The 15,590-nt window shown below is 66.2% G+C and carries 13 protein-coding genes and 1 pseudogene; 6 read left to right on the top strand and 8 right to left on the bottom strand.

The annotated features are described in order from the left end of the window. The first annotated feature begins 335 nt into the window (after positions 1-335). On the top strand, positions 336-479 hold the full coding sequence (locus L810_RS47725) for a hypothetical protein (protein ID WP_021162971.1): 144 nt from the start codon (positions 336-338) through the stop codon (positions 477-479). Positions 480-701: 222 nt separating this feature from the next. Here L810_RS47725 and L810_RS35345 read toward each other — a convergent pair whose 3' ends face one another. Both L810_RS35345 and L810_RS35340 read right to left on the bottom strand, forming a co-directional pair. Next, positions 702-2,912 (bottom strand): xanthine dehydrogenase family protein molybdopterin-binding subunit, encoded by a 2,211-nt coding sequence (locus L810_RS35345; protein WP_021162970.1) that lies wholly within the window; start codon positions 2,910-2,912, stop codon positions 702-704. A 2-nt stretch (positions 2,913-2,914) separates the two neighbouring features. After that, the gene (locus L810_RS35340; RefSeq protein ID WP_021162969.1) at positions 2,915-3,376 is read right to left on the bottom strand and encodes a (2Fe-2S)-binding protein; all 462 of its coding nucleotides are present in this window, start codon (positions 3,374-3,376) and stop codon (positions 2,915-2,917) included. A gap of 181 nt (positions 3,377-3,557) precedes the next feature. On the opposite strand from L810_RS35340, the gene L810_RS35335 reads away from it, so the two are divergent. Beyond that, positions 3,558-4,481: an AraC family transcriptional regulator gene (locus tag L810_RS35335; protein ID WP_027789521.1), complete on the top strand. Its 924-nt coding sequence runs from the start codon at positions 3,558-3,560 to the stop codon at positions 4,479-4,481. Positions 4,482-4,518: 37 nt separating this feature from the next. Here the strand turns inward: L810_RS35335 and L810_RS35330 are convergent, their stop codons facing one another. From L810_RS35330 to L810_RS47720, 6 genes are all read right to left on the bottom strand, one after another. Next, positions 4,519-7,185: a glycosyltransferase gene (locus tag L810_RS35330; RefSeq protein ID WP_021162968.1), complete on the bottom strand. Its 2,667-nt coding sequence runs from the start codon at positions 7,183-7,185 to the stop codon at positions 4,519-4,521. A gap of 26 nt (positions 7,186-7,211) precedes the next feature. Continuing rightward, entirely contained in the window at positions 7,212-8,621 is a 1,410-nt protein-coding gene (locus tag L810_RS35325; protein WP_021162967.1) for a UDP-glucose dehydrogenase family protein, read from the bottom strand. Positions 8,622-8,656: 35 nt separating this feature from the next. Next, positions 8,657-9,646 carry a UDP-glucose 4-epimerase GalE gene (galE, locus tag L810_RS35320; RefSeq protein WP_021162966.1) on the bottom strand — a complete coding sequence of 330 codons (990 nt, stop codon included), beginning with the start codon at positions 9,644-9,646 and terminating at the stop codon, positions 8,657-8,659. Continuing rightward, on the bottom strand, positions 9,643-10,650 hold the full coding sequence (locus L810_RS35315) for a UDP-glucuronic acid decarboxylase family protein (RefSeq protein ID WP_042977503.1): 1,008 nt from the start codon (positions 10,648-10,650) through the stop codon (positions 9,643-9,645). Before L810_RS35315 ends, galE begins: the two co-directional genes overlap by 4 nt. Further along, positions 10,643-10,996 (bottom strand): hypothetical protein, encoded by a 354-nt coding sequence (locus tag L810_RS35310; protein ID WP_257009018.1) that lies wholly within the window; start codon positions 10,994-10,996, stop codon positions 10,643-10,645. The genes L810_RS35315 and L810_RS35310 overlap by 8 nt, the downstream gene beginning before the upstream one ends. A gap of 1,235 nt (positions 10,997-12,231) precedes the next feature. Further along, a complete protein-coding gene (locus L810_RS47720) occupies positions 12,232-12,522 on the bottom strand; it encodes a hypothetical protein (RefSeq protein WP_141667529.1) in 291 nt (96 codons plus the stop codon). A 216-nt stretch (positions 12,523-12,738) separates the two neighbouring features. Here L810_RS47720 and L810_RS35305 point away from each other — a divergent pair, with 216 nt between their 5' ends. The 4 genes and pseudogenes from L810_RS35305 to L810_RS35290 form a co-directional block, all read left to right on the top strand. Further along, positions 12,739-13,062 (top strand): hypothetical protein, encoded by a 324-nt coding sequence (locus tag L810_RS35305; RefSeq protein WP_021162963.1) that lies wholly within the window; start codon positions 12,739-12,741, stop codon positions 13,060-13,062. A 111-nt stretch (positions 13,063-13,173) separates the two neighbouring features. After that, the gene (locus L810_RS46235) at positions 13,174-13,764 is read left to right on the top strand and encodes a hypothetical protein (protein WP_060280444.1); all 591 of its coding nucleotides are present in this window, start codon (positions 13,174-13,176) and stop codon (positions 13,762-13,764) included. A gap of 74 nt (positions 13,765-13,838) precedes the next feature. Continuing rightward, on the top strand, positions 13,839-14,120 hold the full coding sequence (locus tag L810_RS35295) for a hypothetical protein (RefSeq protein ID WP_011354481.1): 282 nt from the start codon (positions 13,839-13,841) through the stop codon (positions 14,118-14,120). Between the two features lie 44 nt (positions 14,121-14,164). Further along, a pseudogene (locus tag L810_RS35290) lies at positions 14,165-15,469 on the top strand (chemotaxis protein CheA); the annotation flags it as partial. Between the last annotated feature and the right edge of the window lie 121 nt (positions 15,470-15,590).

The raw sequence follows: 15,590 nt of genomic DNA, 5'->3' as shown, positions 1-15,590 counted from the left end.
GGATCGTCGTGTCACGACAGGGGGCGGCACCCGAGCGGACGGCACTCTGGCCTTGAATTTAAAAGAATTTTCAAGGAGCGGCGTGCCGCAGGTAGGGAAAGGGTCAGAGCAAAGGTGAAGGATTGTTACGTAGCATCGGCGGCCGACGTTACGGGCGTTACATCTGACGTAACGCGGGGGAGCCGGGGGCAACATGTGCGCGATCCAGGGCGGCGGCAGGGGATGGGAACACGACATCGAACCCTACACGGCTCGATGGAAAATCAATATGAATCAGTGACATAAGTGGCCAAAATTGCCGACATCGAACCCTACATGAAACCCTGCACGGAAGCATGACGACCGTCGCCACCTTCGAGCCGTTGTTTCCCGAAGATCGCGTACTCGATCCGCTGCTCGAGCAGGCCGCCGAACTCGTCGATTCGTCGCAGCGGTTGCTTGCCGTACGCGATACCCCGCTGGCGACTGCGCTCTGCTGACTTCGCCTTCGCATCGCGGTGAACTTTCGTTCGGATTGCCGCTGAGCAGCCTCCGGTTTCTGTTTCCGAGGCTTTGGCCGGAAGTCGAGCAGGAGTAAGGAGGGCGGACGGGCCGCGCGAGGTCGGGCGGCGTCGGCTCGAACAAGCACGACATTCCCGCGATGCATTGAAAACGCCGGCCGCAGGGCGTCTCCGCCCCGCGGCCGGCGTGTCGCCCCGCCGTCAAGCCTTCGCGCTATCCGCCGAATCGAACGGCAGCACGTAATGCCGCTTGCCCGTTGCCGCGAAGATCGCGTTCGCGACCGCGGGCCCGACCGGCGCGACGCCCGGCTCACCGACCCCGGTCGGCGCTTCGGCCGACGGCACGATATGCACCTCGACCTTCGGCATCTCCGCGATGCGCAGCACGTGGTAGCCATCGAAGTTGCGTTGTTCGACCTGGCCGTCCTTCAGCGTGATCGCGCTGTGCATCACCGCGCCGAGCCCGAAGCCGATGCCGCCCTCCATCTGCGCGGCGACGATGTCGGGATTGATCGCGATCCCGCAATCGACCGCGCACACCACGCGCTCGACCTTCACCTTGCCGTCCGCGTCGACCGACACCTCGGCCACCTGCGCGACATAGCTCTTGAACGCCTCGGCGACGGCGATCCCGCGCCCGCGGCCCTTCGGCAGCGGCTTGGCCGGATCCCAGCCGGCCTTCTGCGCGGCCAGGTCCAGCACCGCGCGCATGCGCGGCTCCTTCGCGAGCAGGTCGCGGCGGAATGCGTACGGATCCTTGCCCGCCGTGTGCGCGGCTTCGTCGATGAACGCCTCGACGGCGTACGCGGTGTGCGAACTGCCGACCACGCGCCACCACAGCACGGGCAGGCCCACCTTGGTGGTGGTGAGTTCGACCGACACGTTCGGCACCGCGTACGGCAGGTTCGCCGCGCCCTCGACCGAGGTGGCGTCGATGCCGTTCTTGACCATGAACGCTTCGAACGGCGTGCCGGCGAGAATCGACTGGCCGACGATCCGGTGGCGCCAGCCGACCAGCTTGCCGTCCTCAGTCAGCCCCGCGTCGAGCTTGTGGAAGTACATCGGCCGGTAGAAGCCGCCCTGGATGTCGTCCTCGCGCGTCCATTGCAGCTTGACGGGCTTGCCGTCGGCGCCGAGCGCCTTCGCGATCGACACGGCCTCGACCACGTAGTCGGACCACGCGTTCGCGCGCCGGCCGAAGCTGCCGCCCGCGTACAGCGTGTGGATCCGCACCTGTTCGGGCTTCAGGCCGGCCGTCCTGGCCGCGTTGGCCTGGTCGACCGTCTGGAACTGGTCGCCGGCCCAGATTTCGCAGCTGTCCGCCGTCAGCTTGACGACCGCGTCGAGCGGCTCCATCGGCGCGTGCGCGAGATACGGGAATTCGTACGTCGCGCCGATCTTGCGCGCGGCGCCCGCGATCGCCGCGTCGGCATCGCCGTCCTTGCGCGCCGACGTGCCCGGCTTGTCGGCGAGCTGCCGGTATTCGCGCATGATCTCGTCGGAGCCGCGCTTTTCGGCGTGCGCTTCGTCCCATTCGACCTTCAGCGCGTCGCGACCCTGTTTCGCGGCCCAGAAGCCGGTTCCGACGACCGCGACGCCGCCCGGCACCTGCACGACCGACACGACACCCGGCACGGCCCTGGCGGCCGTCGCGTCGAACGATTTCACCGTGGCGCCGAAGCGCGGCGGGCGCTGCAGCAGCGCGACCCGCATCCCGGGGAAGGTCGTGTCGAGCGTGAAATGCGCGGTGCCGTTCGATTTCGGCGACGCGTCGACGCGCGGAATCCGCTGGCCGATCAGCTTGAAATCGGCCGGCTGCTTCAGCACGACCTTGTCCGGCACCGGCAGCTTCGACGCATCGGCGACGAGCGTGCCGTATGCGGCCTTCTTGCCGCTCTTCGCGTGCGTGACGACGCCGTTGGCGGTGGTCAGCTCGCCGGCCGGAACCTTCCAGCGGGCCGCCGCGGCCGACACCAGCATCGCGCGGGCCTTGCCGCCCGCTTCGCGCAGCTGCTGCCACGAGTTCGCCATCGCCGAGCTGCCGCCCGTGCCCTGCATCGTGCCGAACGCGAGGTTCGCGTAGCGTTTCGCATCGGCCGGCGCGCTTTCGACGCGCACGGTCGACCAGTCGGCATCGAGCTCCTCGGCGACGATCGTCGCGATGCCCGTATAGGCACCCTGGCCCATTTCGACGTGCTTCGCGATGACCGTGACGGCGCCGTCGGGCGTGATGCGCAGGAACGCATTCGGCGCGAAGTCCGCGGCGGGCGCGGTCGCGGCCAGCGCGCGGCGGCCGAGGCCGGCCCATTCGAAGCCGATGGTCAGGCTGACGGCGGCCGCGGCACCCGCGGCCTTCAGGAACGTGCGGCGCGACGGACGCACCGACCCGGTGTTGTCGAGTTCGATCGTCATGGTCAGGCTCCCAGCGTCGCGGCCGCGTCGTGGATCGCCGCCCGGATGCGGGCGTAGGTCGCACAGCGGCACAGGTTGCCGTTCATCGCGGCGTCGATGTCCGCGTCGGTCGGCTTCGGGTTCTGTTCGAGCAGCGCGGTGGCCGACATGATCTGGCCGGACTGGCAGTAGCCGCACTGCGGCACCTGCAGCTTGACCCAGGCGGCCTGCACGGCCTGCGCGGGCTTGCTCTGCAGTCCTTCGATCGTGGTGATGTGCTTGCCCGCGATGCCGGCGAGCGGCAGCACGCACGAGCGGACGGCCTGGCCTTCGAGATGTACCGTGCACGCGCCGCACTGCGCCATGCCGCAGCCGAACTTCGTGCCGGTGAGTCCCGCGTGTTCGCGAATCGCCCAGAGGACGGGCATCGACGGATCGGCGTCGAGCGTGACGTTCTTGCCGTTCAGGACAAACGAGGTTGGCATTTTGATTGTCTCCGTGGGGAAAACCCGGCATGCGCCCGGTTAGCGGGCAGTGTGCGCGAGGCGCCGGTTTTTGCGTCTACCCAATCCTGCAAATTTATTGAACAATCCTGCAAATCCCCGGCAGGCTCAGGGCGGTTTCGCTATGCTCCCGCGACATGGGGAAATCTATCGAGGAAGTGTCATGGACATGACCGATATCGTGACGTCGCGCGAATCCGGGCGGCGCGAGCTGGCGACGCTGATCGGCCGTTTCGCGCCGGCGGACGGCTCGCATTCGACGGCCGTGCCGGGCCTGATGCTGCACCGGCATTCGCGGCCGGTCGATCTCGGCTGCGGCGTGTCGCGCGCCGCGCTCGTGATCGCCGCGCAGGGCGCGAAGCGCGTGATCGTCGCCGGCCAGGCTTACGAGTACGACACGCAGAATTGCCTGATTACATCGATCGACTTGCCGATCCTGTCGCGCGTGACGCACGCGTCGCCGGAGGCGCCTTACCTGTGCCTGTCGCTGACGCTCGATCCGCAGCGCATCGTCGAGCTCGCGGCCGAGATGCGGCTGCCCGAACCCGACGCGGGCCCCGAAGGCGAGGGGATCGCGCTCGCCGAGCTCACGCCGCCGCTGCTCGATGCCGCGCTGCGCCTGACGCGGCTGCTCGATACGCCCGCCGACATTCCGGTCGTCGCGCCGCTGATCGAAAAGGAACTGCTGTACCGGCTGATGACGAGCGGGCAGGGCACGCGGCTGCGGCACATGGCGATCGCGGGCAGCCAGACGCACCGGATCGCGCGCGCGATCGAATGGCTCCGCGATCACTTCGCGGAGCCGATGCGCGTCGAGTCGCTCGCGCAGGCGGTCAACATGAGCGTGTCGTCGCTGCACCACCATTTCAAGCACGTGACGACGCTGAGCCCGCTGCAGTACCAGAAGCAGCTGCGGCTGCACGAGGCGCGGCGGCTGTTGCTGCGGCAGGGCGGTGATGTCGGGTCGGTGGCGGCCGTCGTCGGCTACGAAAGCGCGTCGCAGTTCAGCCGCGAATACAGCCGGCTGTTCGGCGCGCCGCCGATGCGCGACGTCGTTCAACTGCGGAAGAAGGAACTGCTCGGCTGACGGCCGGCAGCCGGCGCGCGGCCGGTCGCCGGTCATTTCATCGGGCGACCACCGTCGTCTGCAGGAACGTCGGCGCGATCCGCCAGTCCGGCACGTAATGCACCGGCCACGCGCCCGGCGTATCGACCGCGTTGAAATACACGACCGCCTTCAGCAGCGGATAGCGCCACAGCGACCGCTGGAGTTCGTCGAGTGCCTCGCGCTTGCGCGAACCGGACCCGTCGACGCCGAGCTCCGTGATCATCACCGGCAGCCCGTAATCGGTCACCCGCTCGTATTTGGTCCGCAGGATGCTCGCGGCGGACGCATGGCCGCCGGCCGGCCAGGTCGCGCAGCGCGGACAGTCGAACACGGACAGGCCGACGGCGTCCACATAACCGCGGCCCGGAAAATAGTCGTCGAGGTTCCGGTTGCCGGCCGGCGACCACACGTAGCGGAGCTGGTCGGTCATCGTGCGGCACGTGGTCACGACGCGCCGGTACGCATCCACGTAGGCCGGCGCATCGCCGATGGCCCACGGATAGCGCCCGGTGTCGGCCTCCATCTCGTGGCCCCAGCGCACGAACACGGGGCCCTTCAACGCGGCGAGCGCCGAGCAGGTGGCTGCGATCTGCGCGTCGTAGCGCCCGTGCGCGATATCCGCGAGCAGCGCACCCGGGCGCGTGTCGCCCGCCGCCCAGGGCTCGACGGTCAGCATCAGCGAGCGGTTCCGTGCCTGCGCATTCCGGTAGGCTGCGTCGATTTCCGCGCGGATGTCGGGCGCGTTCCACGACACGAACACATGGTCGAACGCGAGATCCCGGTTGGCCGCGAGCGTGTTGTCGGGATCATAAGCGCCGAGTTCGGGCTGCTTCACCGGCTCGCCCGGCGCGGGCGCGACCACGGCCGGCAGGCCCGAGCGCCACATCATCGCCTGCCAGCCTTTCGGCGCGCGCAGCCCGATGCCCGCGAGCAGCATCGCGAGCGCGAACACGAACAGCGCGTTGCGCACGGGCAGGCGGCTGAAGAACATCTGCCGGAACGCCGACCATTCGAGCCCTTGCTCCCTGCCGTGATTCACCGCGACGACGGCCGCGATCACGAGATACAGGATGCTCGTCAGTGTGGAGAACAGATAGAAGCCCGCAGCATTGCGCGGGTTCTCGACCGTGACGACGGGCAGGCTGCAGAACAGCGAGATCAGCAGGTACGGCGCGACCACGCGCAGCGGCGCGTCCTGTTCGATCGTGCCGCCCTTCGGCGTGACCTTGAACGGAAATTCCTTGCCGCGCACGAAGTCGAACACCGCCGACGCGCAGCCGAGCACGACCCACGGCCAGCGCGCGAACACGAACGACAGCCCTTCCCACGACAGCAGCTTCGTATTCAGCGGGCGGCACGACTGGGTCGAACGCGTGGCCCAGGTCACGACGCACAGGAGCAGCACGGCCAGCGGCAGCGCGTAGGTGAGGTACGTGAGGTAGTCGACGTGCGCCCACACGCGGCCGGTGAGCAGCGCGACGACTGGAATCACGACGCCGCCGGCCATCGCGAGCGCGCACAGCGGGTACCACAGCTGGCAGAACAGGAACTGCGCCTTCAGCTTCAGCGGCAGCCCCGTGAAATAGTGGCGCGTGTAGCGCAGCATGATGATCATCACGCTCTTGGACCACTGGAACTCCTGCGTGGCGAGGTCGCCGAACGTGCGCGGTCCTTCGCCGTTCGCGATCGCGTTCAGCGCGTGCATGCCGCGCCAGCCCTTCGAATTAAAGATCATCGTGGTCGAGTGATCCTCGGCGAGCTCGGGCCCGAGCCCGCCGATCTCGCGCAGCGCACGGCAGCGCACCGCATAGTGCGAGCCGATGCACAGCGGCGCGAGCCCGCCCGCATAACCGGCCTGCATCGTGCCGTGCAGCGGCCCCTCGACGTTCACGCGCCCGCGTGCGCTCCAGCTCCCGGCCGCGTTGCTGTCGCAGATGCTCGGTGCCGACACGTAGCCGACTTCCGGATCGACGAACGGCCGCAGCATCTCCTCGAGATAGGTGCGGGTCGGCACGTGGTCGGCGTCGAGCTGCGACACGAAATCGTAGTTGTCGTAGCCGACCATGTCGTAGAAGTACGCGAGATTGCCTTCCTTGCATCTGGTGCGGCGCGGCCAGCTCGCGCGGTGGTACGCGGCGATGCCGCGCCGCGTCGACACGAATACGCCGTGCTCGCGGCACCAGTCGAGCGTTTCGGGCGACGGGTCTTCATCCGCGAGCCACGTATCGTGCGGGTAGGTCTGGTCGAGCATCGCGAGCAGCGTCGTGCGGACGATGTCGAACGGCTCCGACGGCGCCTTGGTGACGACCATCGCGACGCGCCAGTCGCGCGGCACCGGCAGCGCGGGGTTCGGCACGACCGCCGAGCGGATGATGAAGATGAAGTAGCCGGGAATGAAGGTGGTCCAGAACAGCACGAAGCAGTTGACGCCGAAGCGGAATGCGTCGACGTAGTGCTCGTCGCGCAGCCACCAGCGCCAGAAGATGCCCAGCGCGACGAACCAGCACAGCGCGAGGATGTGGAAGACGATCCTGGTCCCGCTGTCCATCAACGGGACGACGAGCGGGACGTCTGCCTGCTGCGAGTCGGTGCGAACGGCCTCGGTGTCGGTTTCGTTGGTATCGGCGGTATCGGCGGTATCCGGCACGGAGCCGCCGGCAAGCGACGCGACCAGCTTCTTCATGGTGTTCTCCCGTCAAGGTCAGATCATCAGTCTTGAAGCAGGCCGCGTTGCGGCCGGGTGTCCTCGCTGGCGTGCTGTTGTTCCGGTTCCGGCTCCGGGGCCGCCGGCGCGCGTTCGCCGCACGAGCGGCCCACGCGTTCGTAGCGGCGAAAGCCGCTGTCGACGGCCAGCCGTTCGCTGAACAGGTTGCGCATGTCGAGCATCACGGGATCGGCCATGTGATCCGCGAGGTCGGCGAGATCGAGTGCCTCGAACGCCTTCCATTCGGTCATCACGACGACGGCGTCCGCGCTGCGCACCGCGTCGATCGCGGAACCCTCCATGAATACCTGCGGCAGCAGCCGCGACGCTTCGTGCGGACGCGCCGGGTCGTACGCGCGGATATGCGCGCCCGCGCCGACGAGCAGCTGGATCACGTCGATGCTCGGGCTTTCGCGCACGTCGTCGGTCTGGCCTTTGAACGTGAGGCCGAGCACCGCGATGCGCTTGTCCTTGATCGAGCCGCCGCAGGCCTTCTCGATGCGGCGCAGGATCTGCTCCTTGCGCAGCGCGTTCGATTCGATCGCCGCGCTGACGATGCGCAGCGGCACCGCGTGTTCGGACGCCGTCGCCTTCAGCGCGCGCGTGTCCTTCGGAAAGCATGAGCCGCCCCAGCCGGGGCCGGCCTTCAGGAACGATGCGCCGATGCGGCGGTCGAGGCCCATCCCGTTCGCGACCAGTTCGACATCGGCGCCGACCGCTTCGCACAGGTCCGATATCTCGTTGATGTAGCTGATCTTCACCGCGAGGAACGCATTCGCCGCGTATTTCACGAGTTCGGCCGTTTCGATCTCGGTCGCGAGCACGAGGTGGCCCGTCGCTTCGAGCGGCGCATAGATGGCCTTCATGATCTCGATCGCGCGCGGATGCTCGGCGCCGAACACGACGCGGTCCGGATGCATGAAATCGTCGATCGCCGAGCCTTCGCGCAGGAATTCCGGATTCGATGCGATCGCCGCGTCGACGCCTGCCGGCGCGTGGCGTTCGACGATCTGCTTGACGACGCGATTGGTGCCGACCGGCACCGTCGACTTCGTGACGACGACCGCGAAACCGGTCAGGTTCGACGCGATCTCGCGCGCGGCTGCCTCGACGTACTGCAGGTCTGCCTGGTCGGTGCCCGGCAGCGTCGGCGTGCCGACCGCGATGAATACCGCGTCGCGGTCGCACACGCTCGCCGCGAGGTCGCTGCTGAAGCGCAGCGTGCCGCGTTCGACGTTGCGTGCGACGAGTGCGTCGAGGCCCGGTTCGTAGATCGGCATGAGGCCTTCGTTCAGCGCGTCGATCTTGCCGCGATTGTTGTCGATGCAGACGACGTCATGCCCGAGATCCGCAAAGCACGCGCCGCTCACCAGCCCGACGTAACCGGTGCCGACGATGGCGATCCGCACATTCATGGTGATTCCCCTGGGTGGCGTTCAAGGAAACTGGCTCACTTGCCGGATTCGACTTGCAGTGCTTTCTGAAACCAGGCCGCGGCGTGTTCGACCATTGGTTCGATCGCGGTGAAACGCGGCCGCCAGCCGAGCACGAGCGCGGCTTTCGTGGCGTCGGCGTACAGCTCGGGCGGGTCGCCCGGGCGGCGCGCGGCCGTCACCGTCGGCACGCGGCGGCCCGTCACGGCTTCGACGGCGCGCAGCGCGTCGAGCACCGACGTCCCTTTGCCGGTGCCGAGATTCAAAGCGACGCTGTGGCCGCCGCCGCACAGATAGGCGGTCGCCTGCAGGTGCGCGTCGGCGAGGTCGCTCACGTGTACGTAGTCGCGAATCGCCGAGCCGTCGGGTGTCGGGTAGTCGGTGCCCATCACCTGGAACGCGTCGCCCGTGCCGAGTGCCGCGCGGATCGCGAGCGGCAGTGCGTGCGTTTCCGGTTCGTGGCATTCGCCGATCATGCCGTCAGGGTCCGCGCCTGCCGCGTTGAAGTAGCGCAGCGCGACCCACCTGATTCCGTACGCGCGCTCGAAATCGGCGGCCATCCGTTCCATCGCGTACTTGGTGAAGCCGTACGGATTGATCGGCCGCTGCGGCGTGCGTTCCGAGATCGGCAGCGCATCCGGAATGCCGTAAGTCGCGCACGACGACGACATCACGATCCGCCCGACGCCGGCCGCGCGCATCGCGCTCAGTAGCGTGCAGGTGCCCGTGACGTTGACCGTGTAATAGCGCTCGGGCGTGAGCACCGATTCGCCGACGTAGGCGAGCGCGGCGAAATGGATCACGACGTCGGGCCGATGCACGGCGAATGCCTTCGACAGCGCGTCGCGATCGAGAATGTCGGCCGCGACGAGCGGCCCCCACCGAACGGCGTCGCGATGGCCGGTCGACAGATTGTCGTAGGCGACCGCCTCGTGTCCCGCCGCCGCGAGCGCCTTGCAGGTATGGCTGCCGATATAGCCCGCTCCGCCTGTCACGAGCACCTTCATGCCGTGGCCCCGGTCATGCGCAGCACCGGCTCGAGCCACAGTTCCCGGCTGAAATAGTCGACGGTCCGGCGCAGCCCTTCGTCGAGATCGACGGCCGGCCGCCAGCCGAGCTCGGCCGCCGCGATCGAGATGTCGGGCCTGCGCTGGTGCGGATCGTCGATCGGCAGCGGCCGGAACAGGATCTCCGATTTCGAGCCCGTCATCGCGAGCACTTTCTCCGCGAGTTCGAGCATCGTGAATTCGCCGGGGTTGCCGAGGTTGACCGGCGTGCCGATGTTGCGCTCGGCACTCATCAGGCAGAAGAAGCCGTCGACGAGATCGGTCGCGAAGCAGAACGAACGTGTCTGCATGCCGTCGCCGTAGATCTCGAGCGGCGCGCCGTTGAGCGCGCCGACGATGAAGTTCGATACGACGCGGCCGTCGCGCGGCGACATTCGCGGGCCGTAAGTGTTGAAGATGCGCGCGACGCGTACATCGATGCCGTGCATGCGGTAGTAGTCGTAGCACAGCGCCTCGGCCGCGCGCTTGCCTTCGTCGTAGCACGCGCGCGGGCCGATCGTGTTGACGTTGCCGCGATAGGTTTCCGTCTGCGGATGCACGGCCGGGTCGCCGTAAATCTCGCTGGTCGACGCCTGGAACACGCGCGCGCCCGTCTTGCGCGCGAGCGCGAGGCAGTGGTGCATGCCGAGCACGTTCGTCATCATCGTGTGGACGGGATCGATCTGGTAGGTGGGCGGCGATGCCGCGCACGCGAGATTCCAGATCTCGTCCACCTGCAGTTGCGGCAGGCCGAGCGAGACGTCGCCCTTCACGAACTCGAAGCGGCCGGACGCCTTCAGGTCGGCGACGTTGAGCTTGCGCCCCGTCAGCAGGCTGTCGATACACGTGACGGATGCGCCTTCCATGACCAGGCGCTCGCAGACATAGCTGCCGAGAAAGCCGGCGCCGCCCGTGACGAGGACACGCTGCCCGGCGCGCGTCTCGAGCGTGACCCTGTCATTCATGGCTTTCACCTTCGTCGTTCAGCTCGGGGAACAACACGTCGATCAGCTCGACGGCGGCGCGCACGCGTTCCATCCCGCTGCACGGGTGTCGCTTCGGCAAGCGCCGGTTCGCATGTACGGAGGTTGACGAAGCGCCGCGACAGGCACTCCGGTTTCGCTGACTACCCCGTTGAAGCTTGAACGACGCAAGCGTCGATCGATCGGTGGTGATCTTCATCGCCTTTTCCCCGATACGCTGATTGACGAGCAGGCCGCCGTTCGTGATCTTGTGCCACGGCGTGTCGCTCGGTGAGAGCCGGATATCAGGCAATCGGCATGCCATGAACGATGTCGGCACGATGCGCACGGTCGCGGCGGCGAGATTGCAGCGTGATATGCGCGCTTCTGTTTCATGCGTGAATCGTGGGGCCAGAAAAGCCCGCAGGCCGATTGCCGGATCGATGCGATTCGATACGACGAAAAACGCGATAAATCAGGCTTTTGCGGGATTGGCTCAGTCAATCAGATGTCGAGCGGGAATGTTTCATCAATGAGAAATGAGCGGATAAAGGATTGAAAACGCTTCTCGAACGTGCGGCCAATCTGGAGATCGGGTGGGTGAAAGGATGGGGAATGAAAGTGAAAAAATGTTGTGTGGCGTCCGGATGAGGTCGCGTTTTTTCATTTGTTTTAATTATTACGCCGGTGCGAAAGTTTTAATTTTTACGGTTATTTCTACGCTTGAGCGGCGTGTGATCCTGTCGGTATTTTCACGAATGAATCAAATTCGTTTCGGTCATCCGGAGAAACGCGTGCCGACGTGATGCAGGAGGCTGATGTACCGGGCTCTCCGGGCATTGTATCGGCCGAATCGATTCTCGTTTGTGATGGCACGCGAGGGGGCCATTTGCGTGTCGCCCCACGGTTCGCAAGCGGAAATGCCGGCGCCGCCGGCCTTGCGCGGCCATGTGCTTCTCAAGTTTGAAACACTCGTTCATCTGACCATCAGACGCACGGCCGCGAGCCGGATTCGTCCGTCAAATCCGGCAGTTGCGTCGTGGCGCTCGACAAGCGCCGAGGGCGTCAAACCGCCATTGCGATACATTCCTGAAACAAAAAATGTCGTTCCCGGCGATGCGGGCTGCCGTGGCGGCCGTTTGCCGTGCGCAATCTCCGGTGGAATAACGTGTGGCACGCTGCTTGCGGTACTGGACGCACCGGCGGGCGGTCGACACGAAGCAACGAACAGGTGGGGCGGCCAACTCGTCAATAAGCAGTCGGGGAAACGGCGATGAAGACCATAAGCTGTAGGTTGATCGGCGCGTACTTTGCGCATCAGTGGGGTAGTCGGAAAGGCCGGGGTGACGCTCGCGACGCTGTGCCAGCATCGCGGGTTGCGCTGTCCCGGTTTCTTGCCCGCCGCGCGCTTCGCGTGATGGCGCGGTTGTCGCGCCGCACGGCAGTCGGGCGACAGCGACACTCACTTTCATTCAGTTCATCGGGATGGATCAGGCTGTTCGTGCCGGACAGCGTGATGCCGATTCGTCTTCGGCCGTGCAGGGCCGCTTCGATCGCGCCTGGCCCATGCCGGCGCCGGCCGGATTAGATCGAACGCCCGTCGGCCGGATTATCCGGAAGACCTTTCGTCGACAGCTCAGGGAGACGACATGCCACCTGGCTGCAATGCAGGCCCGTTGTCGCCTGAATAAAAGGTGTATTTTTCAACGTCGCTGCATTTGCGGTGGTTAATGTATTCGCGAATTTTCGATTCCGGCATGGAGTGCCGCGTACCGGCACGCCGACCGGCGGGGTATCGAATATCGCGGGCCGGAAAGATATCTGCATCTTTCTGGTTTGCCAGGCAATGGTGTTTTTAATAAATCCAATGTTCATAAAAATAATAGAAAACACCTACCAAAAAAATTTGGATAACTAAAAAACACGAGACTAAGCTTCGTCTGGCCAAATTCGCAAAAAACAGAAATTGAAAAGGCAGCATGATTTCTTAATTTGATAGTGATCCTTAATTTCGAGGATTGCTCAAGTCAGGAAGGTTGATGGCGTGCGATCTTCCTGACTCACTCCGTCCACGCCGTTTTGGAGTCGACCATGAAGAAGCTTCTGATTGCAGCAGCAGTTCTGGCGGTTTCGGGTGCAGCGTTCGCAGGCAGCGGCACGGTGTCGAGCAGCAGCTCGTCGAGCGGCGGTTCGACGATGGCAGGCGTTGCCGGCTTCGGCCATTTCACCGCGACCGATTCCGGCTCTGCACTCGGTGCAGCCGGCGCACTTGCAGGTGGCCCTGGCAGCGGTTCGATCTCGTACACGAACCACACGCAATCGTCGTCGGTTAGCGGTTTCGGCTTCGGCGGCGCACAAGCAGGCGGCACCAGCGGCGCGAACGCCGGCTCGATCGGCTGGACGGTTCACCACTAAGCCGCGACGCGTAGCGTTCGTCATTGGCTGGCGGTACGGATGCCGGGTTCCGCTCGATGGGGGTAGACCCGGCTCCGCCACCGCCGAACTTACTCACGGCAAGGAATTGCTATGAAAGCCAAAGTCATTTTCGCGACAGCGCTCACCGTCATATCGTCGGCTGCATTGGCAGCGGGTTCCTCCACGACCAACCAGACACAGTCCGTTGCGGCGGGTGTTTCCGGTTCGGTTCTGGTCGGCTCCGGCAGCTATACCAGCAATTCGACTTCGACGGCGGGCGCGAACGCGGGCAGTACGGTGACACCCGCTGGTTCCGCCGGCACGGCGTCCGCCTTCCACAACACGACCTCGACGGCCAGCGGTTCGGGCACGAACGGGGGCGCGTTCGCGGCAGGCGGCGGTATCGGTGCCGCAGGCTCGTACGGTGGAAACAGCAAAACGAACGAGAACGCGAATGCGCTGTCGGGAGGGGTGAGTGCCACGATCGTGCTGGGCGCCAACCACTACACGGCCAGCAGCGCGAACGACCAGGGCAATGCCAACGCGGGTGCCGCTGGGCTGACCGGCAGTGCGGGGTCAGGCGCGATCGCGGGTTCGAATCACTACAACTCGTCGACCGTGTGGAGTACCGGTCCGGCCGGCTCGCCGTCCGCATCGGGCGGAAGCAACGCCAGTTCAAGTGCGACCGGAAGCAGTCATTAGTCAGGTGTGGGGGGACCAGTTTCCCAGCGACGCTGGTCTCTTTTGCCCACATTGTTGTCACGTAAGGAGTTGGCATGAAGCAGAAACTGATTGCCGCCGCTCTGATGCTCGCGTCTCTGACGGCGTATGGCGCTGACCGTATTGCCAACGACGTGCAATCGAATTTGCAGACGTCAAACAACCCTGACCAGACAACCAAACCGTCAGAACAACAAACGCTTTCTTCGGGCAGTGCCATCGGCGGACCAGACGCCCAGCAGTGGCAGGGCATGTCGGCCGGCTCGTGGTCCCAGCTGGGCAACGGCTGGAAGCAGTTCGGGGAAGCAGGCAAAGCTGAAGGGAATCAGGGGAATTAGTACGGTTGCCTGGGTGGGAGGTAAAACCTCGTCCGGAGAGTGAAATGAACAGCAACAGGATCAAGGTGGCATGCGCTGCGATGTTCGCGATGACCACGATCGGCGCCCAAGCGCAAACCGCCGATTCGACTTCGAGCGCGCAGTCGTCGACGTCGTCGACGGCAGTCAGCCAGGGCGGCGGCTCGAGCATGAACACGAACACCACGAGCTCGCGCGGCGGCAACGCCACCAGCTCCAGCGGGGTTCGCAGCAGCGGCAATTCGAGCGTGAACGTGAACGTGACGATGCCGTCCAGCACGAGCGGCGGCACGAACGTGACGCCGCAGTCGCTGCAGTCGTCCGGCGCGCCCGGCACCAACCCGTACAACACCCAGTCGTCGGAAAACGTCAACTACTCCGGCACGCAGACGATCAAGACGAACCCCGCGATCCAGGCGCCGGGCCTCACGACCACGCTGTCCGATACCTGCATGGGATCGGTGAGCGTCGGCGTGTCGTTCCCGGGGTTCGGCGCGACGGGCGGCACGACGCTGGTCGACCAGGCCTGCGTGCGGCGTCTCGACGCGCGTGAATTCCGTGCGATGGGCCTGACCGACGTGGCGCTCGCGCTGCTCTGCCAGAGCGACGCGAACCGGCGTGCGGTGGAAGCGACCGGTCATCTGTGCCCGGGCACGACGACGCCGCTCGCACGTTCGAACGTGGCGCCGAGCGTGGAAGCGACGGTCGCCGACGACGTGAAGTACCGCGATCCGATCGTGCGTGACCGCATGGGCTTGCCGCCGCTGGGCGCTGCCGCGCCCGCACCGGCGCAGGCCCGCCCGGTGGCGACGACCTCGGTGCAGGCGGCGCCCGTGTCGGTGCCGGTACCCGTGCCCGTGCCGTCGATCGCGCCGGTTGCCGCCGCGCCGGCCGTTGCTGCACCGGCCGTTGCTGCTGCCGCGCCGGCAGTGGCGGCGCCGGCTGCTGCTGCCGCAGTTCCTGCTGTTGCCAAACCCGCCGTTGCAGCCGCGGCACCGGCCGTCGCTGCAGCGCCTGCGGTGGCCGCCGCACCCGCTGTCGCGGCCGCGCCCGCAGCCTCGGTCGTACCGGCGGCCGCGATCGCCGCCGTGCCGGCTGCCGCCGTGCTTGCCGCGCCGGCCGTTGCGGACAAGGCATCGCCGGTGCCTGCCGCGCCGGTCGCCGACACGAAGGCCGCCGAACCCGTGCAGCCCGTCGCCGACAAGGCACCGGAGCCCGCACCGGCGGTTGCCGACAAGGCACCGGAGCCCGCACCGGCGGTCGCCGACAAGGCGCCCGAACCCGCACCGGCAATCGCCGACAAGGCCCCCGAACCCGTGCAGCCCGTCGCCTGCGTTGTCGCTGGTCTTGGAAGCCACTTCCTTGACCATTTGCGCGCCCATGTTCTGGAGCTTGTCCTTCAGCTCGATTTCCTTCGCGACCGACACACCGTCCTTGGTGACCGTCGGGCCG

This window comes from Burkholderia sp. AU4i, assembly GCF_000466765.1.
In the GTDB taxonomy this organism is placed as follows: Bacteria; Pseudomonadota; Gammaproteobacteria; order Burkholderiales; family Burkholderiaceae; genus Burkholderia; species Burkholderia cepacia.
The sequence above is the reverse complement of the archived record's forward strand: the minus strand, read 5'-3'. Positions and strand labels throughout refer to the sequence as shown.